Source organism: Corynebacterium uterequi, from assembly GCF_001021065.1.
GTDB classification, from domain to species: Bacteria; Actinomycetota; Actinomycetes; order Mycobacteriales; family Mycobacteriaceae; genus Corynebacterium; species Corynebacterium uterequi.
In genome coordinates, this window is record NZ_CP011546.1 from 13603 (window position 1) to 32967 (window position 19365).

A 19365-nucleotide genomic window follows, 5' to 3' on the forward strand; every position below is an offset into this window, starting at 1 on the left:
ACAACTGCTTACTTTCTTTACTATTTGCCGCGTTGTCCCTGCTTATGGGGCTCTTCGTGTTTGAGTGTGGGTCACAGGCGTAGCCCCCCGGCGATCAACAGCATCCGTAGACGGTAGTTGTCACGGTTGCGAAACCCTCTTGCCAGGCGGCGATGAAGCTCGATCAGCCCATTGATCGCTTCCGTGCCACCATTGTTACTGCGCGCGGTGTCCCAGTACGCCAAAAAGGCATCCTTCCACCTACGCAACGTTCTGCCTAACCGGGCCATCTCCGGTATCGGACATGACGGCAGACTCCGCAACGCTTCACACGCCGCCCGCCGGCCTGCAGCCATATCCGGTTCGTGATACGCCGCCCGCAGGGCATGCGCCGCCTGCCAGGCAATAAACAACTCCTCGTGACGCGGATCGGCGGCGATAGCCGCATCAAAGCGTTGCCACTGACGCTCAGTGAGCCGACGAGGATCACAACGCACAATGGTACGAATGCCGTACAACGGATCTCCGCTTCTGCCGCGATGGCCGGTGATATGTTGCCACAACCTGCGTCGGACATCATCGACAGCAGTGACCGCCAGCTTGACGACATGGAAAGCATCCAACACGGCGGTGGCGTCGTCGAGGGTGTCATCAATGGCTCGCTTGTACCCGGCGAACGGATCCAACGCGGCGATATCCACCCGGGAACGAAAACCCTCCCCTCGTTGCCGTAGCCAGCCAGCGAGCACGCTGGCTGAGCGTCCTGGGACCAGGTCAAGAAGCCTAGCTTTGACCTTGCCGTGGTCATCGCGGCTAAGATCCACCATCCCCGTAAATTCCTTCGGGCCGCGTTTGCTGCGGCATGTGTGGTGCCAGATGTGCTCATCTACTCCTAGTGCGCTGACCCCGTCGAAGCGTGTGGGGTCAGCAGCTAAGGCCTCAAGAGCAGCCTTGACCGGCTTCCATACGGTGGACCAGGCAGTTGATAACTGCCGGGCAAGGGAATTAATGGTGGCGTGCTCCCGGCGTAGTTGTTCTAACGCCCAGGCGACCACGCGCACCGTTATGCGCTGGCGTGGCAGCGCAACCGTGGGATTGTGCTCGACGAAGGTCGTGCGTGCACAGCCGGGTGCGGGGCAGGTATACCGGCGCTTGAGCCAGCAGATCCTCACCGGCCTACCGAAAGAGGGAATGTCTACCAGCGTTACGGGTACCCGCCCATGGGCGGCGCCTGGGCCGTGACAGTCGGGGCACGCCCGTGGTGTGGGATCGGATTCGACCGTGATTTCCCGGTACTCGTCGCGGTCGTGGACGCTAAGGACGTGCACCCCGTCTAGTCCGACGAGGTCGTCGCATCGCTTACAGTAACCGGCGGGGTCGAGGTTGATGGCCTGCTGGGGGTTGGTTGTAGGATCGGACATGGGTCGAGGCCTTCGTTTCAGGATTGGTGAGTGGTATCCCCTATCCTGCTAGGGCCTCGGCCCTTATTGTGTGCACGACACCCACCCCGGGGATGAGACACTCACCCACACTCAAACGCGAAGAGCCGCTTATGGCGTCGACTGTTATGTGGTCCTTCAGATAGTCCCGCAGGTACGGTAGCTCGAAGTCGACGTATCCGTGCCGAACCCCGGCAATAAGCTCGGCCTCTATCAGCCGGCGGCGGTAGGTGCCAGCGTACTGGGCGTCCACGCCCATTCGTCGGGCGATGTCAGCCATCGAGGGCGGCCCGTCGTCGACGGCCATTGCTGCCAAAAACGTGCGGTCGACGAAGGAGGCATCTTGCATCGCCGGCTCGTGGACGAGCTGGCCTAGCCGCCGTCGGGCTTTATCACGCGCTTCCCGGGCTGAAGCCAGGCATGAACCGCTTCGCCGAGTGCATTGAGGTCCCACGTGATGCCAGCGTCCTCGACGGGTTTGCGCAGCGCGTCGTAGACCTTGGTCTCTGAAATATGCCCGAGGTCGATTCGGTTAGCCCGGCGTAGGAAGGTGACCGGGTTGGTGCCCTCGTTGCTAGCTAGGACGGGCTTGATTGCCTGCGGGATACCGGCCATCGCGACGGCAATATTGAGGTTCTCCCGCACGAGGTGCTGGATGGTGGTGGCGAACTCGATGATCTCTTCTCGGCTCTGATGGTGCAGCTCGTCGAGGGTGATAAGCAGGCCCGTCGGTTCCTATCCGAGCTTGTCATTGAGTTGCGCCTGCCAGTGAAGGAAATCCGTCAAAGCGCTGCGTAGCGTCACTTCCGGCTGGTAGCGCTGGACGTTCGTGAAGTGGATTCCGCCGATGGTGGGTACGGTGAGACCGCTGAGGCGCTTCTCATGTGTTTTCAGCCTATCCGCTGCACCGTTTAAAGGCTGTCCAGGAGGCGCTTGGGAAATTCCTTCGTGGCCGTCTCAGCTATGACCCGCCAAGATTGCGCGCGGGCTCCTCCTCGAAGGCGTTGAGGAGGACGGTTTTTCCCACGCCGCGGAGTCCGGTGACAATTGATACGCGCTCGTGAGCCCCGGGTCCGTCGAGGAGGGCAGCTCGAAAATCGGCGATCTCTTCTGCTCGCCCCGCCAGGTAAGGCGGCGTTGCGCCCATGCTGGCGCGGAAGGGATTCGGGATGTAGCTCATGCCGTGGAGCCTGGCAGCTCCTTACTACTCTTTACTATTTGCCGCCTTCGGGCAGGTCAGCGGCCTTGCTAAGGGGTGCCGGTTGAGCCTGAACCGGCCCCCGGCACCCCCGTTGTGGCCGGGTGTTAGGCCAGGTGGCGCTGGATGACCCGGCCGAGTTCGGCGACGTAGGGGCTGACGGTCTTGACGCCCTTGCCGCGGACGGTGCCGTAGATCTTGTCTACGCCGGGGCGGCTGGACTTGGCGACGAGGCCGTCGGCGGTGCTGAGCAGGTCCTCGGCTACCTCTTCGGAGCGGGGTTCGAGGAAGGCGCCGAAGTCGGTTTCGCCGGTGGCCTCGAACTCGTCGAAGCGCGGCTGGAGGTCCGTGAGGAGGTTCGGCAGGGCCTTGTCGATGCCCTTGGAGACGATGTTGCTGTCGACCTTCTGCAGGGTCTTGAGGGCGGTCTTGATGGCCATGCCGGTCAGGCCGGACTGCTCGTCGACGGCCTTGGTTGCCACGGCGTCGAGGTCGGCGACGACGGCGTCGCGGGCAGGCTGGTTGAGAAGCTGAGAAAGATCAGTCATGTCGGCAAGCGTAAACGATAAACGACCACCGCGGTGGTCTCTCCAGCTCACAACTGTCTGGCTAGACGCTGGTACCGCGGTGATCGTTTAGCCGTGTTGCAGCTCTTCCACCACAACAGTCACAAAGGACTCTTGTAACCACAACAGTCACAAACGTAACACGGGGGGAGGGGGCAACGCTACCGTACGGCCGCAGCAACCCAGGCGATAACCACCGATGCGTGACATGCCATACTTATTGATATGGGATCTACCCGACGCCGTTCGATCAGTATCGTCATCCCCTGCTACAACGACGCCGCCCTGCTAGCCCGCGCGCTCGCATCGCTTCAGGCGCAGACCGTCGTGCCCGATGAGATCATCGTCGTCGATAACAATTCCACCGATGACTCCGCCGCCGTCGCCGCGTCCTACCCCGGCGTGCACGTGGTGGCCGAGCCGCGCCAGGGGATCACCCACGCCACGAGGTGCGGGTTCGACGCCGCCACCAGCGACATCCTCGCCCGCACCGACGCCGACATTGTCGCTCCGCCCGATTATGTGGAGCGTCTGCACCGCGCTTGGGACGCCGCCGACGCTGAGCACGCACCCGGGGCGCGCACAGTGGTGGCCGTGACGGGAAGCGCCCGCTTCGACATCGACGGCCCCGTCGGCCACCTGGCGTCGGCCGCCTACCTCGGGGCCTATCGCACGCTGGTGGGCTCGGCGCTGGGCCACACGCCGATGTTCGGCACCAACTACAGTGTGCGTCGAAGCTTCTGGCAGGGGGTGCGCGATCGGGTGGACTTCGACGACGTGGCCGTCCACGAGGACATGCAGCTGTCGTTCATGGTCGCGCCGTCGGAGACGGTGTGGTACCAGGAGGACCTCGTCGTCACGATGGATCCGCGCGCGCTGCGCGGCGCGGGCCAGCTAAGACGACGCTTCCAGCGCGGCTGGCACACGATGATGACGAACTTTCGCACCCAGCCGCCGCACCGGCGCCTCGCCGAACGCGGGCTGATTACCCTGCCAGGCACGAGGTGAGCTGACGTGACCGATCTGCGCCTTTTCGACGAACGCGTGGCGGACTCGATGTCCTTCCTGGAGAAGTGCTTCGACGACGCCGAAGCGTATTCCTTCTCCCCGTATCTCACGCGCGCGATCGCCGCGCTGCGTCGGGTGACGATGGGCGGCAAGCACCTCCGCGCCCGGCTGGTCCACATCGGGGCGGGCGATGTCAGCGGTGAGCAGCGCACCGCGGCGACGATTTTCGCCGGCGCCGTCGACGTCCTCCACGCCGCCTTCCTCATCCACGACGACATCATCGACGACGACCCCCTCCGGCGCGGGCTGCCCACAATCCACCACGAGATCGCGCAGGAGACCGGCTCACCGGCCGTCGGCAACGCCATGGGGATCCTCGCGGGGGACTTAGGGCTCATCGTCACGTTCCAGGCGTTGTGTTCGTCGCACATCGACGACGCCTTAGCTCGACGGGCGTGCACCCTGCTCGCGGGGTTCGCCGCCCAAACCGTCTCCGGCGAGATGCTCGACGTGGCTCACCTGCAGGACGACGACGTCGAAATCGACCGGGTGCGCCTGAGCAATCACCTCAAGACCAGCCTGTACTCCTTCACCGCCCCGCTGCACTTGGGGGCCGTGGCGGCCGGCCGCGATGACCCGGCCACCTTGGCGGCGTTGCGCGCGGTGGCTGACCCGCTGGGGGTGGCCTATCAGGCCGCCGACGACATCGCCGGCGCGGTAGGCACGAGCGAGGCGACGGGCAAGGTGGCCGGGGGCGACCTCGACGCGGGGCGAAAAACCCTGCTCACGATGCGCCTGGAGGACATGACCCTGCCGGAGGCGGTGAAGGAGGTCATCGCGGAAGGAGATCGCTTCCTCGCCGAAGCCCGGCGGGGCTTAAGCGCGCCGGAGCTGTCGCCGCTGACCGTCGCCGGCCTGTCGGACATCATCGACCGCGTGGAGGAGATCGTCCATGCCTACGCCTGATTACCTGCACCGCTACGACCGGATGGCCGACCGCGCGGCGGGAGAAGTCATCGCCGCGTACTCGACGTCGTTCGGGCTATCGACCGCGTTGCTCGCGCCGTCGGTGCGTCGTGACATCCGCAACCTCTACGCCATGGTGCGCATCGCCGACGAGATCGTCGACGGCACCGCCGCCCAGGCCGGCACCGACCCCGCCCGGGACCTCGACGCCTACGAGCGCGCCGTGCTCGGCGCCCCCCGGCGTCGCTTCCACACCGATCCGGTGCTGCACGCCTACGCCAACACCGCCCGTCGGTGCGACTTCGACCCGCACCATGTCCAGGCCTTCTTCGCCTCCATGCGCCGGGACCTCACCGACACCACCTACACAGCGACCACGCTCGATGATTACATCTACGGCTCCGCCGAGGTCATCGGGCTGCTCTGCCTCGCCGCCTTCTACGCCGAACGCCGCCCCGGCCCCGCCGAGTGGGCCCGGCTCGAACACGGCGCCCGCTGCCTGGGAGCGGCCTTTCAAAAGATCAACTTCCTGCGGGATTTCGCCGAGGATTCCCACCAGCTCGGCCGCGCCTATTTTCCCGGCACGGAGGACAAGCTCGATAACCCCGCCAAGGACGCCATCATCGCCGACATCCGCCGGGACCTCGACGCCGCCGACGCCATCATCCCGCTGCTGCCGCGCTCAGCCCGCGCCGGGGTGATGGCGGCCTCGGCGCTGTTTGCCGAGCTCACCACGCTCATCGACGGCGTCGACGCTGCCGAGCTTAGCCGCCGACGCGTGCGCGTGCCTGCCCACCGTAAAGCCCTGCTCATCTCTCGGGCGGTGGCCACCGCATCCGGTTTCCCACAACCACATAGAAGGAACGAACATGACTAAACACGCCGTCGTTATCGGCGCCGGAGTGGCCGGACTCGCCACCGCCGGCCTGCTGGCCCGCCGCGGCTACCGCGTCACCGTGGTGGAGAAGAACCCGGAGCCCGGTGGGCGGGCCGGGGAGCTGTCCGTGGACGGCTTCCGCTTCGAAACCGGACCCTCCTGGTACCTCATGCCCGAGGCCTTCGACCACTTCTTCGAGCTCATGGGCACCTCCACCGCCGCCGAGCTGGACCTGCAACTGCTCGACCCGGGCTACCGCGTCTACCCGCAAGGCGAGGAGCCCGTCGACGTTCCCTACGGCCTCGACGCCGCCTGCGCGCTCTTCGAATCCCTCGAACCCGGCGCCGGCGACGCGCTGCGCGACTACCTCGCCTCCGCCGACGAGGTCTACCAGCTCGCCCTGCGCCGCTTCCTCTACACCACCTTCGCCTCCCCAGCGCCCTTCGCCAACGCGGAGGTCATCTCCCGTGCCCGCCAGTTCGCCCGGTTGCTCACCGAGAGCCTGGATTCCTTCGTCAACCGCCGCTTCGCCGATAACCGGCTGCGCCAGATCCTGCAATACCCCGCGGTGTTCCTCTCCAGCAGGCCGGAACGCGCGCCCAGCATGTACCACCTCATGAGTCACACCGACCTCACCCTCGGCGTGCACTACCCGCAGGGCGGCTTCACCTCCATCGTCACCGCCCTGCACCGCCTCGCGGTGGAGCATGGGGTGAGCATCGAGCTCGGCGTCGAGGTCACCGCGATCACGGTCGATGGGTCACGGGCCACGGGCGTGCGCGTCCTGCGCGACGGTGAGATCGCCGAGATCCCGGCCGACGTCGTCGTCTCCGCCGCGGATCTGCACCACACCGAAACCTCCTTGCTGCCCAAGCACCTGCGTTCCTACCCGGAGAGCTACTTCGCCCGCCGTGACCCCGGCCTCGGCACCGTGCTCGCGCTGCTCGGCGTCGACGGCGAGTTGCCCCAACTGCGCCACCACACCCTGCTGTTCTCCCGCGAGTGGGAGGCCGACTTCGACGTCGTCTACGACGGCCCTCACCCCAGCCGGCCGACGGGCGCGTCGCAATCGCTCTACGTGTGCAAGCCCTCCGCCACCGACGACACCGTGGCCCCAGCCGGCTGCGAGAACCTCTTCGTGCTCATCCCCGTCGCCGCCGACGAATCCCTCGGCCACGGCGACGCCTACCACCCGCAGGCGTCGGCGGCAGTGACGGCGATCGTCGACGCCGCCGTCGAGCAGATCAGCCAGTGGGCGGGTATCCCGGACCTGACCGAGCGCATCGTGGTCAAGCGCAGCCTCGGACCGGCCGACTTCGCCGAACGCTATCACGCCTGGTCAGGCGGGGCTATCGGCCCGGCGCACACGCTGCGCCAATCCGCCTTCCTGCGCGGACGCAACGCTTCGAAGAAGGTCCGCGGCCTCTACTACGCCGGTGGCACCACCGTGCCGGGCGTCGGCGTGCCGATGTGCCTCATCTCCGCAGAGAACATCCTTAAGCGCCTCGACGGCGACGGCTCCGCCGGGCCCCTAGGCAGCGTTCATGGGTAGCCTCTACCTGCTCATTCTCTTGGTCACCCTCGGGTGCATGGTGGCGTGCGACGCCCGCTGGAAGCTCGCCTTCTTCCTCGACGCCCGCCGCGCCGGTCTGCTCAGCGCCGTCGTCGTGGCGCTGCTGCTCGCCTGGGACGTCGCCGGCATCGCCACCGGCACGTTTGCCCGTGGGGACGCGTCGTACATGACCGGGATCCTTCTTGCCCCGGAGATGCCCGTGGAGGAACCGGTCTTTTTGTTCTTCCTCAGCTACCTGCTGCTCAACCTCACCTCGGCGGCGCGGAGGCTGATGACGCGATGACCTACGTGCTTATGTCCCTGCCCTTCCTGGCGCTCGCGGCGGGGCTGTGGTGGCGGCGCCGACGGAGCTACGCGCGCCAATCCGCGGTGACTGCCGTCGTGCTGCTCGTGGTGACGGTGCTGACGATTGTCTTCGACAACCTCATGATCTACGCCGGCAACGTCGCCTACGGCTCAGCGCACAACCTCGGGCTGTACCTGGGGCTCATGCCGGTGGAGGACCTGTTCTATCCGCTGGTCGCCACGCTCATCATCACCGCCTTCTGGAAGGGAGATCGCCATGACAGTGCTTAAGGTCATCGTGGCCTCGTCGCGCCCGATTAGCTGGGTTAATACCGCCTTTCCCTTTGCTGCCGCGTACCTCTTCGCCGGCGGGGGCCTCACGTGGCAGCTCGTGGTGGGGACGGTGTTCTTTCTCATCACTTTTAACATGATCGTCTACGGGGTCAATGATGTTTACGATTATGAATCCGACATACACAACCCCCGTAAGGGCGGCGTAGAGGGCGCGGTCCTTGCGCCTCGTTACCACCGGCCGGTGCTCGTCGCTGCCGCCGCAGCGAACGCCCCCTTCATCGTGGCCCTGCTCCTCGGCGGTACGGCCGCCTCCGCGGGGTGGCTGGCCCTCGCCGTCGCCTCCGCGGTGGCCTACTCCGTGCCTGGCCTGCGCTTCAAGGAACGCCCGGTGCTCGACTCGGCGACCTCCTCGGCGCACTTCACGACGCCGGCGCTCGTCGGGTGGACCATGACCGGCACGCCCGCCACGCCCGGCTTCTGGCTGGCGATCCTCGCCTTCTTCCTGTGGGGCATGGCCTCCCACGCGCTGGGCGCCGTGCAGGACGTGCAGGCAGATCGCGCCGGGGGCTTAAGCTCCATCGCCACCGAACTCGGGGCGCGGACGACGACCCGCGCGGCTGCCGTCGCCTACGCGGTGTCCGCGCTGGTACTGCTGGGGCTGCCGCCGTCGGCGTGGGTCCTCTCGCTCGCCGCCGCCGGCTACGCCCTCAACGCGGGGCGGTTCTGGAACGTCACCGACGCCACCTGTGAGGTGACGCGCCGGGCGTGGGGAGTGTTTTTGTGGCTCAACTACGTTGTCGGGTTCGTGGTCACCATGCTTCTGCTCTTCGCCTAGGCGCAGGCCAGCGCAGGCCTGCGCAGACCTAGGCCCACCGCCGGTACACCCCGGCGCTGACGCGGGCGAAGTCTTCGTTGCGGGCGCTGAGCGGCTCCATTCTGCGGATCGCGTCGGCCAGCTCCCGGGCGGCGGCCGCGGGGGAGAGCTGGACCGCCACCCCGTCGACGCGCGCGCCGGGCACCGCAGCGCACGCCGCGAGCGCGGAGAAGGAGCGGACGTGGACCCCGGCGGTGGCGCAGAACTGATCCGCCACCAGGAGGAGTTGCTCGGTGCTCAGTCGCCTCATGCGTCGCCGCCCGAGGTTCGGGCTCGGCGGATGCGGGCTTCGTGGGCGGCGAAGCCGTCGAGTTCGGCGCGGGCGAGTTCGGTGATCTCGGCGTCGTCGAGCAGCCGGGCGGCGGCGGTGAGGATGGCGCGCACGGCGGCCTCGTGCTTGGACAAGCCTTGCGCGGAGGCGAGCAGGGTGAGGGCTTGTTCTTGATCGTGGCTGAGTCTGAGCGTGAAAGCCATAGTTCAATTGGTATCACAGTGATACCGCCGGATGGGGGTTACGCGGTCTTGGCGGGCTAGAATTGGGGAAATTAACTGTACGCAAGGAAAGGACCAGGCACGTGAGTGACGATAAGCCGGGCTCGGGCATTGGCGGCGGCGACGGCGGCGGGTACGACCGCATTTTCCCCATCGACATCAGCGAGGAGATGCAGACCAGCTACATCGATTACGCCATGAGCGTCATCGTGGGCCGCGCGCTGCCGGAGGTGCGCGACGGCATGAAGCCGGTGCACCGGCGCATCATCTACGCGATGTTCGACTCCGGCTACCGCCCCGAACGCTCCTACATTAAGTCCGCCCGCCCCGTGTCGGACACGATGGGCCAGTTCCACCCGCACGGCGACAGCGCCATCTACGACACCCTCGTGCGCCTGGCCCAGCCGTGGGTGATGCGCTACCCGCTCATCGACGGCCAGGGTAACTTCGGTTCCCGCGGCAACGACGGCCCCGCCGCCATGCGCTACACGGAGTGTCGCCTAACCCCCATCGCCATGGAGATGGTGCGCGATATTCGTCGTAACGCGGTGGACTTCTCCCCGAACTACGACGGCAAGACGCAGGAACCCGATGTGTTGCCGTCGAGGGTGCCGAACCTGCTCATGAACGGTTCCAGCGGCATCGCCGTGGGCATGGCCACCAACATTCCGCCGCACAACCTCACGGAGCTGGCCAACGCCATTTTCTGGATTCTGGACAACCCCGAATCCGGCGAGGAAGAACGCCTTGAGGCGTGCATGAAGTACGTGCTCGGCCCGGACTTCCCGACGGCGGCGCAGATCGTCGGCACCCAGGGCATCCGTGACGCCTACACCACCGGCCGCGGCTCCATCCGCATGCGCGGCGTGGCCACGATGGAGGAGATCGGCACCCGGCAGGCCATCGTTATTACCGAGCTGCCCTACACGGTCAACCCGGATAATTTCATTGCCAACGTCGCCGACCAGGTCACGCACGGCAAGATGGCGGGCATCGCCAAGATCGAGGACGAGTCCTCGGACCGGGTGGGCATGCGCATCGTCGTCACGCTCAAGCGGGACGCCGTCGCCCGCGTCGTGCTCAACAACCTCTACAAGCACTCGCAGCTGGAGACCAACTTCCCGGCGAACATGCTGTCCATCGTCGACGGCGTGCCGCGCACCCTGCGCCTGGACCAGATGCTGACGTTCTACGTCCGCCACCAGATCGAGGTCATCGTCCGGCGCACCCAGTTCCTCCTCGACGAGGCGGAGGAGCGCGCCCATATCCTCCGCGGCCTGGTCAAGGCCCTCGACATGCTCGACGAGGTCATCGCCCTGATTCGTCGTTCGCCCACGGCGGACGAAGCCCGCACCGGGCTCATGCAGCTGCTCGACGTCGACGAGGTCCAGGCCGACGCCATCCTCGCCATGCAGCTGCGTCGCCTCGCCGCCCTGGAGCGGCAGAAGATCATCGACGAACTGGCCAAGATCGAAGAGGAAATCGCCGACTACAAGGACATCCTGGCTCGCCCCGAACGCCAGCGCGCCATCGTCCGCGACGAGCTCGCCGAGATCGTCGACAAGTACGGCGACGAGCGCCTCACCCAGCTCGTGGCCGACACCGGCGAGGTCAACGCCGAAGACCTCATCGCCCGGGAAAACGTGGTGGTCACCATCACCCAGACCGGCTACGCCAAGCGCACCAAGGTCGACGCCTACAAGTCTCAAAAGCGCGGCGGCAAGGGTGTGCGCGGCGCGGAGCTCAAGCAGGACGACGTGGTCAAGAACTTCTTCATCTGCTCCACGCACGACTGGATCCTCTTCTTCACCAACTTCGGCCGCGTCTACCGCCTCAAGGCCTACGAACTCCCCGAGGCGGGCCGCGCCGCCCGCGGCCAGCACGTCGCCAACCTCCTGGAGCTGCAGCCGGAGGAACGCATCGCGCAGGTCATCCAGATCAGCGGTTACGACGACGCCCCCTACCTGGTCCTGGCCACCCGCGGCGGCCGGGTCAAGAAGTCCCGCCTGTCGGACTACGAATCCGCGCGCCACGCCGGCCTCATCGCGATCAACCTCAACGAGGGTGACTCGCTCATCGGCGCCGCTCTCGCCGGCGCGGGCGACGACATCCTGCTGGTCTCTGAGCGCGGCCAGGCCATCCGCTTCACGGCCGACGACGACCAGCTGCGCCCCATGGGACGCGCCACCGCTGGCGTTAAGGGCATGCGCTTCCGCGACGACGACCAGCTGCTGGCCATGACCGTGGTCCACGACGGCGAGTACCTCCTCGTCGCCACCTCTGGCGGCTACGGCAAGCGCACCGCGGTGGAGGAGTATGCCACCCAGGGCCGCGGCGGCATGGGCGTGATGACCTTCAAGTACTCGCCGAAGCGCGGCAAGCTCATCGCCGCGCTCACGGTGGAGGAGGACGACCAGATCTTCGCCATCACGGCGGCCGGCGGTGTGATCCGTACCGAGGTCAACCAAATTCGTCCGTCGTCTCGCGCAACGATGGGCGTTCGCCTGGTTAACTTGGAGGAAGGCAACGAGCTCATCGCCATCGACGTCAACGTTGAAGACGAGGGCGCAGACGAGGCCAAGGCCGTCGCCACCGGTGAAAAGACCCTGGACTCGCTCGATATCGAGAACAAGGAGTAAGGATGACCACTGAAACTGAGGCCAAGGCGCCGCTGCGCCGCTGGCTCATGGTGGCGGAAGTCTCGCCCATGTCCGTCCTCAAGGTCACGTTGGCACTGTCGCTGGTGGCGTTCGTCGCGTGGCTCATCGCGGTCGCCGTGCTGTACGTCGCCTGCGAGGTCGCCGGCGTGTGGGACTCCCTCAATGCGCTCATCGGCGGCATCGGCGGCGACGGGATTGGCTTCGGCTTGGTCATGTCCCTGGCGGTGCTCATGGGTGCGGTGATGGTGGTCATCAACACCCTCTTGGCCCCGGTGCTGGCGTTGGTGTACAACGCGGTGGTCCACTTCGTTGGCGGCGTGGAGTACTCGGCGGAATAGCCGGCGAGGTGTGGTCGGCGCCGCCGTCGCGTCGACTACATCCGCGTCGTGTCTCTGCACGACGCGCCTTTGCACGACGCGTCTTGGCACGACGCGTCTTGGCACGACGCGCTGACCAGCCAGTTTGGCGTGATTCGTCGCGCTCTGTATAGTTACATCTCGTTCCAAGGGCCTATAGCTCAGGCGGTTAGAGCGCTTCGCTGATAACGAAGAGGTCGCAGGTTCGAATCCTGCTAGGCCCACAACTTGGAGCCTGGGGCATTAGCTCAATTGGTAGAGCATCTGCTTTGCAAGCAGAAGGTCAGGAGTTCGATTCTCCTATGCTCCACAGGTTCGCACCGGCCAGTTCATCACGAACTGGCCGGTGTTTTTGTATCAACCGGGTCAGTGATGGCCCCGCGATCGTCGTCGCGGGGCCTGAGCGCTGGTAGGCGGGGATTAGGGCAGCGGGCGGCGGGCCCACGGGGACACCCCGCGCGCCCGAGCGTTGGCAAAGGCCGCCAGGGTGAGCACCACGAACAACGCCGCTGCGGAAAGCAGCTGTACGCGGGCGGCGTCGTCGCTGAGCATGAGCAACGCCAGGCCGGCCAGCACCACGAGTACCGCCCGGGTGAGCCACGGGAACGCCCACATCCGGATGGGCAGCTCATAGCGCTTCGCCAACGCCGGGCGAAGGCGCAGCTGTGAGATGGCGATGAACGTCCACACGATCACCAGGGAGGCGCCCGCCGCGTTGAGCAGGAAGGCCAGCAACCAGCCCGTATCGGCGTAGTTGAGGCCAACCATGACGATGGACAAGGCGATGGACAACCCGATGGCCGTCACCGGCACGCCGCGGCTGTTGACTCGGGTGAGGATACGGGGCGCATCGCCGCGCTCAGCCAAGGAGAAGACCATGCGCGACGACGCGTAAATCTGCGCGTTGAAAGCGGACAGCAGCGCCAACGTGATGACCAACTCCATGAAACCCACCACGCCGGGGACATTCGCCAACGCGAGGACCCGGCTGAAGGGGGAATCGGCGGCCGTCTTCGCCGCCCCCAGGGAGGAGTAGGGCAGCAGGAAGGTGATGACCAAGACCGAGCCCAGGTAGAAGATGGCCACGCGGGTGATCGTTGAGCGCACCGCGTTGACCAGGGAGCGCTGGGGGTCCTCCGACTCGGCTGAGGCGATGGCCACGACCTCGATACCGCCGAAGGCGAAGGCCACCGTGAGCAGACCCGCCGCCAGGCCGCCGAGGCCGTTGGGCAGGAAGCCGTCGGACAGGAAATACTCCGTGCCGACGAAGTGCGTGCCCGGCAGCAGGCCGAGGATGAGCAGGGCGCCGATGATGAGGAAGCCAACCAAGACGGCCACCTTAATGAACGCGAACCAGAACTCGACCTCGCCGAAGGTGCGGACCTTCAACAGGTTCACCGCGCCGAAGATGAGGACGAAGACCAGCGCGGGGATCCACGGCGCGATATTGAACCAGGAGCCGACGAAGCCGGCCGCGCCGGTGATCTCTGCGCCGAGGACGGCGACGGTAGCGACCCAGTAGATCCACCCCTGGACGAAACCCGCCCAGCGGCCGATGCCGTGTTCGGCGTATTCGGAGAAGGAACCGGACGCCGGGATGACCGTGCCCATCTCTCCGAGCATCTGCATAATCATGACGGCGATAGCGCCAGCAATGATGTAAGCCAGCAGGACCGCCGGGCCGGCTACCTGGATGCCGACCCCGGTGCCGAGGAAGAGCCCGGCCCCGATCGTCGAACCAAGGCCCATCATGGTGAGGTGCCGGACCTTGAGGCCGCTGCCTAGTTTGGTCGAAGCCGCTGGCTGGGTGGACGCCGGAGAGACTGTGTTGCTCATACCCGCCCCTTGTGTAGAGGAAAACTGATGTCTTAAAAAAGCTGCGCTATCAGTGTATCCGTCGAGGTGGGGAGCAGCTATTACTGCTGCGGCGAATAACTCAGCAACGCGCTGAGGCGCTCGAAGGTTTCCGGGACCAGGCTATGGGTGACCTCCCGGCCGCACCGGTGTCGGCTCACCACGCCGACGCTGGTGAGCTTCTTGAGGTGGTGGGACACCGTCGATTGGGCGAGGTTGAGCCGCTCGGTGAGTTGGGTGACCGTCGGCGGGGTAGCGCCAGCCTGCGCGATTTCGGAGATGATGAGCAGCCGTGCCGGATCCCCGATGATCTTGAATGTCTGTGCGAGGGCAAGGGCATCGTGGGTGGACAGGGGCTCGTCGACCAGGGAACGGCACGTGGCGTCCAGGACTTGAGATTCCGTCATAACCCCATAGCTTAACTTAGGTCAGGCTAAGTTGGGTAGTTGCCTGGGAAGATTCCTCCCCAGGCGTTCCTACGCTTCCTTGTTCTCCGCCTGGCTTTCCTCCTCGCGGTGCGCCTGCAGCTGCTCGTCGAGGGACTCCAGCAGCTCCTCGTCGCGCTCCGCCGGCTCCTCCGCCAGGTCACCGATCGGCTGCTCAGTGGTGGACGTGTAGACCAGCCGGGACTCCTGCTCCTCCACGCGCGGGGGAGTGGTGGCCGGCTCGTCGCGCCGGTTGCGCTGGACCACGAAGACCACCGCGCCGGCGATGGCGGCAAGCACGGCGAGGATTGCGCCCACGATGCCGAGGCGGCGGCCGGTGCTTCCGCCCTGGCGCTTGCGCTGGGCCTTGCGGGCCTTAGCGGCAGCCTTCTTCGTGGCCTTCTGGGTCGTCTTCTCCGCGGCGGCGGCAACCTTGCGGGAACGCTTCGCGGCGACGGCCGCCAGCGGGGAGAGCTTCTTCAGGCCCTTGGCAACGCCCTTCTCGGCCTCGTCGGAGGCTACGGCCAGGCGCTGCTTCGCTTTGGCGAAGTCGAAAATATCGGCGGATTCCCGCTCCTCGGCGAGGCGATCCTTGGCGCGCTGCAGGCGCACGTGGGCGGCGTGGGTGACCGGGCCGACTCCTTCGCGCAGGCGACGTCGACGGTCCGCCTCCTTGTCACCGAGGCGGTCGGCCTCGCGGCGGGCCAGGTCCTCAAGGTGGGAGCGCAGCTCGGAGATGCGCTCGGCGGACCCGAGCAGGTTATCGTAGTCGCCGCGTTCACGCTTCGACTTGTTGTCCTTGAGCGTGCTACGCAGCTGGTTGGCGAGGGATAGGCCTTGCTTGATGAGCAGCGGGTTCATGGGGGACCTCACGGTTTCGTTGGCGGCAGTTACTCTTCACCCCAGGTTACCGCCGAAAGCTTGCTCATGACCGGCCACCGTCAATCGGCCGTCGTGAGGGGATTTTTATTCACGCGTCTCACAGCCGTTATCCCAGCTAGTGGACAAATTAATGGGATTACTATTGTCAGTCCCTTCGCCGAGGTCACGCACTGTTTTACGTTAGGTCACCAAAGAACGCGGAGCCCCGCTACCTGCCCAAGCACAAGCTTTAAGGAATGGACCTGACATGAGCTTTCGCTCACAGGCCGCTCCGCGTTGGTCCGCCTCGGCACCGGTGGACTCAGGGGAGCCGGCTACACATCACGACACCGTGGACCGCATAGCGCTGTCCTTCGAAATCATCCCACCCCGGTGGGGCAACGAGACCGACGTTGCCGCCCTCGATCACCTCCTCGCCGAGCTGGCGGTCTACTACCCGGACTACGTCTGCGTGACCTCGTCGCAGCGCTCCGGCTGGCTGGACGGCACCGCGGCCCTCATCGAGCGGATCACGGCCACCACCCGGATGCGGCCTGTCGCCCACCTGGCGTGCACCACCGGGCCGGCCGAGGAACTGACCCGCGGCGTGAACCGACTTATCGACGCCGGTGTGCGCGGCATCCTCGCCCTGCGCGGGGACCTGCCGGCCGGGCAGGATCGCCTCCCGGCGGGCTACCTGCCTTATGCGACGGACCTCGTGCGCGTCATCCGCGCCGTCGAGGCCCGGCAGGCAGCGCGCTTCGCGGCCGGGTCCCTGGCGGTCGGCGTCGCCTGTTACCCGCTGGGACACGCGGAGTCCCCCACGCCGGAGCAGGACTTCGACGTGCTGCTCACCAAGCAGCGACTCGGCGCCACCTTCGCCATCACCCAGCTGTTCTTCGACGCCGGTGACTACCTGAGCTTCGTGAGGAAAGCCCGCCTGGCCGGCGTCACCATCCCGCTGATCCCCGGCATCATGCCGATGACCTCCGTCGCCCGCCTGGAACGGATGGGCCGGCTCGCCGGGATCGCCGTCCCCGAGCGGCTGCGTCGCACTCTGAGCGAGGCCGCAGAAATCAGCCCCGCCGCCGAGCACGAGGCCGGGCTTCGCGCCACCGTCGACCTGGCCCGGGCGTGCCTCGCCGGCGGCGCCGGTGGGCTCCACCTCTACACGCACAACGACGCGGAGCTCACCCACGAGCTGCTCGCCCGCATCGGCGTCATGCCGGGCGTGTCCCACTACGACGCTCTCGCTGGCGTCGCACTGCCCACCGCCTGCTAGGCGGGCGAAACACCAGCCATAAAACCACCCCGAGAAATTAAGGAACACCCATGTCTTTTCCTGCCGTCACCATCGAGGGCTACCCGCGCATCGGCGCCCACCGCGAACTGAAGAAGGCCCTGGAGGCCTACTGGTCCGGCGCTATAAATAAGGAGGACTTCGTCGCCGCCGCGCATAGCCTCCGGGTGGCGAACTACGCCCGCCTCGTCGACCTCGGGCTCACCGAGGATTACGCTATCCCCGCCGACGTCGCCTACTACGACCAGGTGCTCGAAACCGCCCTCACCGTGGGGCTTATCCCCGGCGACGTGGACCTCGACGAGGAGTTCGCCCTGTGCCGCGGCACCGCCGAGCGCAGCCCGCTGGAGATGACGAAGTGGTTTGACACCAACTACCACTACCTCGTGCCCGAGGTGGCCGACGCGGAGTTCACGCCCCGCCCGCAGCGCGTCGTCGCCATCGCCGACGAGGCTCGGGCCGCCGGCGTCGCCATCCGCCCCTACCTCGTTGGCCCCGTCACTTTGCTGGCGCTGTCCAAGGCCGCCGACGACGCGGAGCTTACCGACCCCCTCGATCGGCTCGACGACGCCGTCGACGCCTACGCCGCCGTCCTCGCGCAGCTCGCGCAAGCCGGCGTGGAATGGGTGCAGCTCACCGAACCGGCGCTCGTGGCGGACTTGGGCCCCGGCGACGCCGCGCTCGCCGACCACGCCCGCCGCGCCTACACCCGGCTGTTGGCCGCCCCGGTCGGGAAAGCCCGCCCGAACGTGCTGGTCAGCACGCCCTACGGAAGCCTGCGCGCGGGCCTCGATGCCCTCGCGGACGTCGCACCGGAGGCCGTGCACGTGGACCTCGCCCCGGCCACCCTCGCCGCCGATCCCGACTACGCCCGCCGCGTCGGGGCCACCCTATCGCCCGCCACCCGCCTCGTCGCCGGGCTCATCGACGGCCGTAACGTGTGGGCCGCCAACCTCGACGAACGCGCCCGCGTCCTCGACGAACTCGCAACCACCCGCGACGCGGTGAGCGTGTCCACGTCGGTGAGCCTCCAACACGTGCCGCACACCGTTGCCGACGAGCCGGAGCTGCCCGTCGACGTCGCCTGCTGGCTCGCTTTCGCCGACGAAAAGATCACCGAGGCCGTGGGACTGAGCCGGCGCGACGCGGACGCGTTCGCCCGCTCCGCCCGCGCCGTGCGGACCCGCTCCGAATCCCGCCGGACCCACGACGCCGCGGTGGCCGAACGCGTCGCCGCCCTGCCGGCCGGTGAGGTGGCCCGCACCCCGGACTTCGCCGGCCGCCAGGATGCCCAGCAGGCGCTGGGGCTGCCGCCGCTGCCGTCGACGACCATCGGCTCCTTCCCCCAAACCCCGGAGATTCGCGCCGCCCGCGCCGCGCACCGCGCCGGGACGCTGAGCGACGAGGACTACACCGCCGCCCTGCGCGCAGAGATCACGTCGGTGGTCGCCCTGCAGGAGGAGATCGGCCTCGACGTGCTGGTTCACGGCGAACCGGAGCGCAATGACATGGTGCAATACTTCGCGGAGCTGCTCGACGGCTTCGTCACCACCGTCAACGGCTGGGTGCAGTCCTACGGCTCCCGCTGCACCCGCCCGCCGATCGTCATCGGCGACGTCTCCCGCCCCAAGCCGATGACCGTCGAATGGTCCGCCTTCGCCCAGTCGCTCACCTCCCGCCCGGTGAAGGGGATGCTCACCGGCCCGGTCACCATCCTCGCGTGGTCCTTCAACCGCGACGACGTCCCCCTGTCGGTCTCCGCCGACCAGATCGCCCTGGCATTGGCCGATGAAGTCCGCGACCTAGAGGACGCAGGCATCTCCATCATTCAGATCGACGAGCCGGCCCTGCGCGAACTACTGCCCCTGCGAGCCGACGCCCGCCCGGCGTATCTCGACTGGTCCATCCGCGCCTTCCGGCTCGTCTCCCTCGACGCCCGCCCGGAGACCCAGATCCATACCCACCTGTGCTACTCGGAGTTCGGCCAGATCATCGACGCGGTCGCCGCCCTCGACGCCGACGTCACCTCCATCGAAGCGGCCCGGTCCCGGATGGAGCTGCTCGTTGACCTCAACGAAGGCTTCCACTCAGAGATCGGCCCCGGCATCTGGGACATTCATTCACCCCGGGTGCCGAGCGTTGACGAACTCACCGGGCTCATCGAGGCCGCGCTGCGCCACGTGCCTGCCGAGCGGCTGTGGATCAACCCGGACTGCGGGTTGAAGACGCGACGCTACGCGGAAACTATCGAGTCGTTGAAGAACATGATCGCGGCGCGCAGCAAGGTACTTAGTGCCAGCTAGGTAGTGTCACTCAAGGGTTTTCCGGGATTCTGTGCGACAATTGCCACACATTGTT

The 19365-nt window shown here is 66.7% G+C and carries 21 protein-coding genes and 2 tRNA genes; 13 read left to right on the forward strand and 10 right to left on the reverse strand.

The features are described 5' to 3' along the window. Positions 1-71 precede the first annotated feature (71 nt). The 5 genes from CUTER_RS00055 to CUTER_RS00065 all read right to left on the reverse strand — a co-directional run bounded on the left by CUTER_RS00055 (position 72) and on the right by CUTER_RS00065 (position 3164). Positions 72-1400, reverse strand: a complete 1329-nt coding sequence (locus tag CUTER_RS00055) for an ISL3 family transposase (RefSeq protein ID WP_236684704.1) — start codon at positions 1398-1400, stop codon at positions 72-74. 40 nt (positions 1401-1440) lie between these two features. Then, the gene (locus tag CUTER_RS12000; RefSeq protein ID WP_330217684.1) at positions 1441-1767 is read right to left on the reverse strand and encodes a hypothetical protein; all 327 of its coding nucleotides are present in this window, start codon (positions 1765-1767) and stop codon (positions 1441-1443) included. A 23-nt stretch (positions 1768-1790) separates the two neighbouring features. Continuing rightward, on the reverse strand, positions 1791-2063 hold the full coding sequence (locus CUTER_RS12005; RefSeq protein ID WP_330217685.1) for a hypothetical protein: 273 nt from the start codon (positions 2061-2063) through the stop codon (positions 1791-1793). 316 nt (positions 2064-2379) lie between these two features. Further along, a complete protein-coding gene (locus CUTER_RS12010) occupies positions 2380-2598 on the reverse strand; it encodes a P-loop NTPase family protein (protein ID WP_330217686.1) in 219 nt (72 codons plus the stop codon). A 125-nt stretch (positions 2599-2723) separates the two neighbouring features. Further along, positions 2724-3164: a DUF6918 family protein gene (locus CUTER_RS00065; RefSeq protein WP_047258712.1), complete on the reverse strand. Its 441-nt coding sequence runs from the start codon at positions 3162-3164 to the stop codon at positions 2724-2726. 243 nt (positions 3165-3407) lie between these two features. On the opposite strand from CUTER_RS00065, the gene CUTER_RS00070 reads away from it, so the two are divergent. From CUTER_RS00070 to CUTER_RS00100, 7 genes are read left to right on the forward strand one after another with little or no spacing between them, the layout of a single operon-like run. Continuing rightward, positions 3408-4190, forward strand: coding sequence for a glycosyltransferase family 2 protein (locus CUTER_RS00070; RefSeq protein WP_047258713.1), 783 nt, complete (start codon positions 3408-3410; stop codon positions 4188-4190). A 6-nt stretch (positions 4191-4196) separates the two neighbouring features. Continuing rightward, positions 4197-5156, forward strand: coding sequence for a polyprenyl synthetase family protein (locus CUTER_RS00075; RefSeq protein ID WP_047258714.1), 960 nt, complete (start codon positions 4197-4199; stop codon positions 5154-5156). Next, positions 5143-6033, forward strand: a complete 891-nt coding sequence (locus CUTER_RS00080; RefSeq protein ID WP_047258715.1) for a phytoene/squalene synthase family protein — start codon at positions 5143-5145, stop codon at positions 6031-6033. The genes CUTER_RS00075 and CUTER_RS00080 overlap by 14 nt, the downstream gene beginning before the upstream one ends. After that, positions 6026-7585, forward strand: a complete 1560-nt coding sequence (crtI, locus tag CUTER_RS00085) for a phytoene desaturase family protein (RefSeq protein WP_047258716.1) — start codon at positions 6026-6028, stop codon at positions 7583-7585. Before CUTER_RS00080 ends, crtI begins: the two co-directional genes overlap by 8 nt. After that, positions 7578-7889 carry a lycopene cyclase domain-containing protein gene (locus tag CUTER_RS00090; RefSeq protein ID WP_047258717.1) on the forward strand — a complete coding sequence of 104 codons (312 nt, stop codon included), beginning with the start codon at positions 7578-7580 and terminating at the stop codon, positions 7887-7889. Before crtI ends, CUTER_RS00090 begins: the two co-directional genes overlap by 8 nt. Then, positions 7886-8182 carry a lycopene cyclase domain-containing protein gene (locus CUTER_RS00095; RefSeq protein WP_047258718.1) on the forward strand — a complete coding sequence of 99 codons (297 nt, stop codon included), beginning with the start codon at positions 7886-7888 and terminating at the stop codon, positions 8180-8182. The genes CUTER_RS00090 and CUTER_RS00095 overlap by 4 nt, the downstream gene beginning before the upstream one ends. Continuing rightward, entirely contained in the window at positions 8169-9020 is an 852-nt protein-coding gene (locus CUTER_RS00100) for a prenyltransferase (RefSeq protein ID WP_047258719.1), read from the forward strand. The genes CUTER_RS00095 and CUTER_RS00100 overlap by 14 nt, the downstream gene beginning before the upstream one ends. Positions 9021-9048: 28 nt before the next feature. Here CUTER_RS00100 and CUTER_RS00105 read toward each other — a convergent pair whose 3' ends face one another. Then, positions 9049-9309, reverse strand: coding sequence for a hypothetical protein (locus tag CUTER_RS00105; protein ID WP_047258720.1), 261 nt, complete (start codon positions 9307-9309; stop codon positions 9049-9051). Next, positions 9306-9533 (reverse strand): hypothetical protein, encoded by a 228-nt coding sequence (locus CUTER_RS00110; RefSeq protein ID WP_047258721.1) that lies wholly within the window; start codon positions 9531-9533, stop codon positions 9306-9308. The genes CUTER_RS00105 and CUTER_RS00110 overlap by 4 nt, the downstream gene beginning before the upstream one ends. A gap of 101 nt (positions 9534-9634) precedes the next feature. Here CUTER_RS00110 and gyrA point away from each other — a divergent pair, with 101 nt between their 5' ends. The 4 genes from gyrA to CUTER_RS00130 all read left to right on the forward strand — a co-directional run bounded on the left by gyrA (position 9635) and on the right by CUTER_RS00130 (position 12877). Further along, positions 9635-12190, forward strand: coding sequence for a DNA gyrase subunit A (gene gyrA / locus CUTER_RS00115; RefSeq protein WP_082121188.1), 2556 nt, complete (start codon positions 9635-9637; stop codon positions 12188-12190). A gap of 2 nt (positions 12191-12192) precedes the next feature. Continuing rightward, a complete protein-coding gene (locus CUTER_RS00120) occupies positions 12193-12549 on the forward strand; it encodes a DUF3566 domain-containing protein (protein ID WP_047258722.1) in 357 nt (118 codons plus the stop codon). Between the two features lie 168 nt (positions 12550-12717). After that, positions 12718-12791 (forward strand) — tRNA-Ile (locus tag CUTER_RS00125). Positions 12792-12804: 13 nt separating this feature from the next. Next, positions 12805-12877, forward strand: a tRNA-Ala gene (locus CUTER_RS00130). A 110-nt stretch (positions 12878-12987) separates the two neighbouring features. Here the strand turns inward: CUTER_RS00130 and CUTER_RS00135 are convergent. The 3 genes from CUTER_RS00135 to CUTER_RS00145 all read right to left on the reverse strand — a co-directional run bounded on the left by CUTER_RS00135 (position 12988) and on the right by CUTER_RS00145 (position 15707). After that, positions 12988-14403: an amino acid permease gene (locus tag CUTER_RS00135; protein ID WP_047258723.1), complete on the reverse strand. Its 1416-nt coding sequence runs from the start codon at positions 14401-14403 to the stop codon at positions 12988-12990. Between the two features lie 80 nt (positions 14404-14483). Then, on the reverse strand, positions 14484-14828 hold the full coding sequence (locus tag CUTER_RS00140; RefSeq protein ID WP_047258724.1) for an ArsR/SmtB family transcription factor: 345 nt from the start codon (positions 14826-14828) through the stop codon (positions 14484-14486). Between the two features lie 69 nt (positions 14829-14897). Then, on the reverse strand, positions 14898-15707 hold the full coding sequence (locus CUTER_RS00145) for a hypothetical protein (protein WP_052843948.1): 810 nt from the start codon (positions 15705-15707) through the stop codon (positions 14898-14900). Between the two features lie 268 nt (positions 15708-15975). Here CUTER_RS00145 and CUTER_RS00150 point away from each other — a divergent pair, with 268 nt between their 5' ends. Next, positions 15976-16989 (forward strand): methylenetetrahydrofolate reductase, encoded by a 1014-nt coding sequence (locus CUTER_RS00150; RefSeq protein WP_047258725.1) that lies wholly within the window; start codon positions 15976-15978, stop codon positions 16987-16989. 50 nt (positions 16990-17039) lie between these two features. Then, positions 17040-19310 carry a 5-methyltetrahydropteroyltriglutamate--homocysteine S-methyltransferase gene (gene metE, locus CUTER_RS00155; protein ID WP_047258726.1) on the forward strand — a complete coding sequence of 757 codons (2271 nt, stop codon included), beginning with the start codon at positions 17040-17042 and terminating at the stop codon, positions 19308-19310. Positions 19311-19365: the final 55 nt, after the last annotated feature.

Excerpts from the sequence above, each read along its gene's own strand:
- CUTER_RS00055 (WP_236684704.1), bottom strand. The coding sequence starts at position 1,400 with ATGTCCGATCCTACAACCAACCCCCAGCAGGCCATCAACCTCGACCCC.
- CUTER_RS12000 (WP_330217684.1), bottom strand. The coding sequence starts at position 1,767 with ATGCAAGATGCCTCCTTCGTCGACCGCACGTTTTTGGCAGCAATGGCC.
- CUTER_RS12010 (WP_330217686.1), bottom strand. The coding sequence starts at position 2,598 with ATGAGCTACATCCCGAATCCCTTCCGCGCCAGCATGGGCGCAACGCCG.
- CUTER_RS00065 (WP_047258712.1), bottom strand. The coding sequence starts at position 3,164 with ATGACTGATCTTTCTCAGCTTCTCAACCAGCCTGCCCGCGACGCCGTC.
- CUTER_RS00070 (WP_047258713.1), top strand. The coding sequence starts at position 3,408 with ATGGGATCTACCCGACGCCGTTCGATCAGTATCGTCATCCCCTGCTAC.
- CUTER_RS00080 (WP_047258715.1), top strand. The coding sequence starts at position 5,143 with ATGCCTACGCCTGATTACCTGCACCGCTACGACCGGATGGCCGACCGC.
- crtI (WP_047258716.1), top strand. The coding sequence starts at position 6,026 with ATGACTAAACACGCCGTCGTTATCGGCGCCGGAGTGGCCGGACTCGCC.
- CUTER_RS00090 (WP_047258717.1), top strand. The coding sequence starts at position 7,578 with ATGGGTAGCCTCTACCTGCTCATTCTCTTGGTCACCCTCGGGTGCATG.
- CUTER_RS00095 (WP_047258718.1), top strand. The coding sequence starts at position 7,886 with ATGACCTACGTGCTTATGTCCCTGCCCTTCCTGGCGCTCGCGGCGGGG.
- CUTER_RS00100 (WP_047258719.1), top strand. The coding sequence starts at position 8,169 with ATGACAGTGCTTAAGGTCATCGTGGCCTCGTCGCGCCCGATTAGCTGG.
- CUTER_RS00105 (WP_047258720.1), bottom strand. The coding sequence starts at position 9,309 with ATGAGGCGACTGAGCACCGAGCAACTCCTCCTGGTGGCGGATCAGTTC.
- CUTER_RS00110 (WP_047258721.1), bottom strand. The coding sequence starts at position 9,533 with ATGGCTTTCACGCTCAGACTCAGCCACGATCAAGAACAAGCCCTCACC.
- CUTER_RS00120 (WP_047258722.1), top strand. The coding sequence starts at position 12,193 with ATGACCACTGAAACTGAGGCCAAGGCGCCGCTGCGCCGCTGGCTCATG.
- CUTER_RS00135 (WP_047258723.1), bottom strand. The coding sequence starts at position 14,403 with ATGAGCAACACAGTCTCTCCGGCGTCCACCCAGCCAGCGGCTTCGACC.
- CUTER_RS00140 (WP_047258724.1), bottom strand. The coding sequence starts at position 14,828 with ATGACGGAATCTCAAGTCCTGGACGCCACGTGCCGTTCCCTGGTCGAC.
- CUTER_RS00145 (WP_052843948.1), bottom strand. The coding sequence starts at position 15,707 with ATGAACCCGCTGCTCATCAAGCAAGGCCTATCCCTCGCCAACCAGCTG.
- CUTER_RS00150 (WP_047258725.1), top strand. The coding sequence starts at position 15,976 with ATGAGCTTTCGCTCACAGGCCGCTCCGCGTTGGTCCGCCTCGGCACCG.
- metE (WP_047258726.1), top strand. The coding sequence starts at position 17,040 with ATGTCTTTTCCTGCCGTCACCATCGAGGGCTACCCGCGCATCGGCGCC.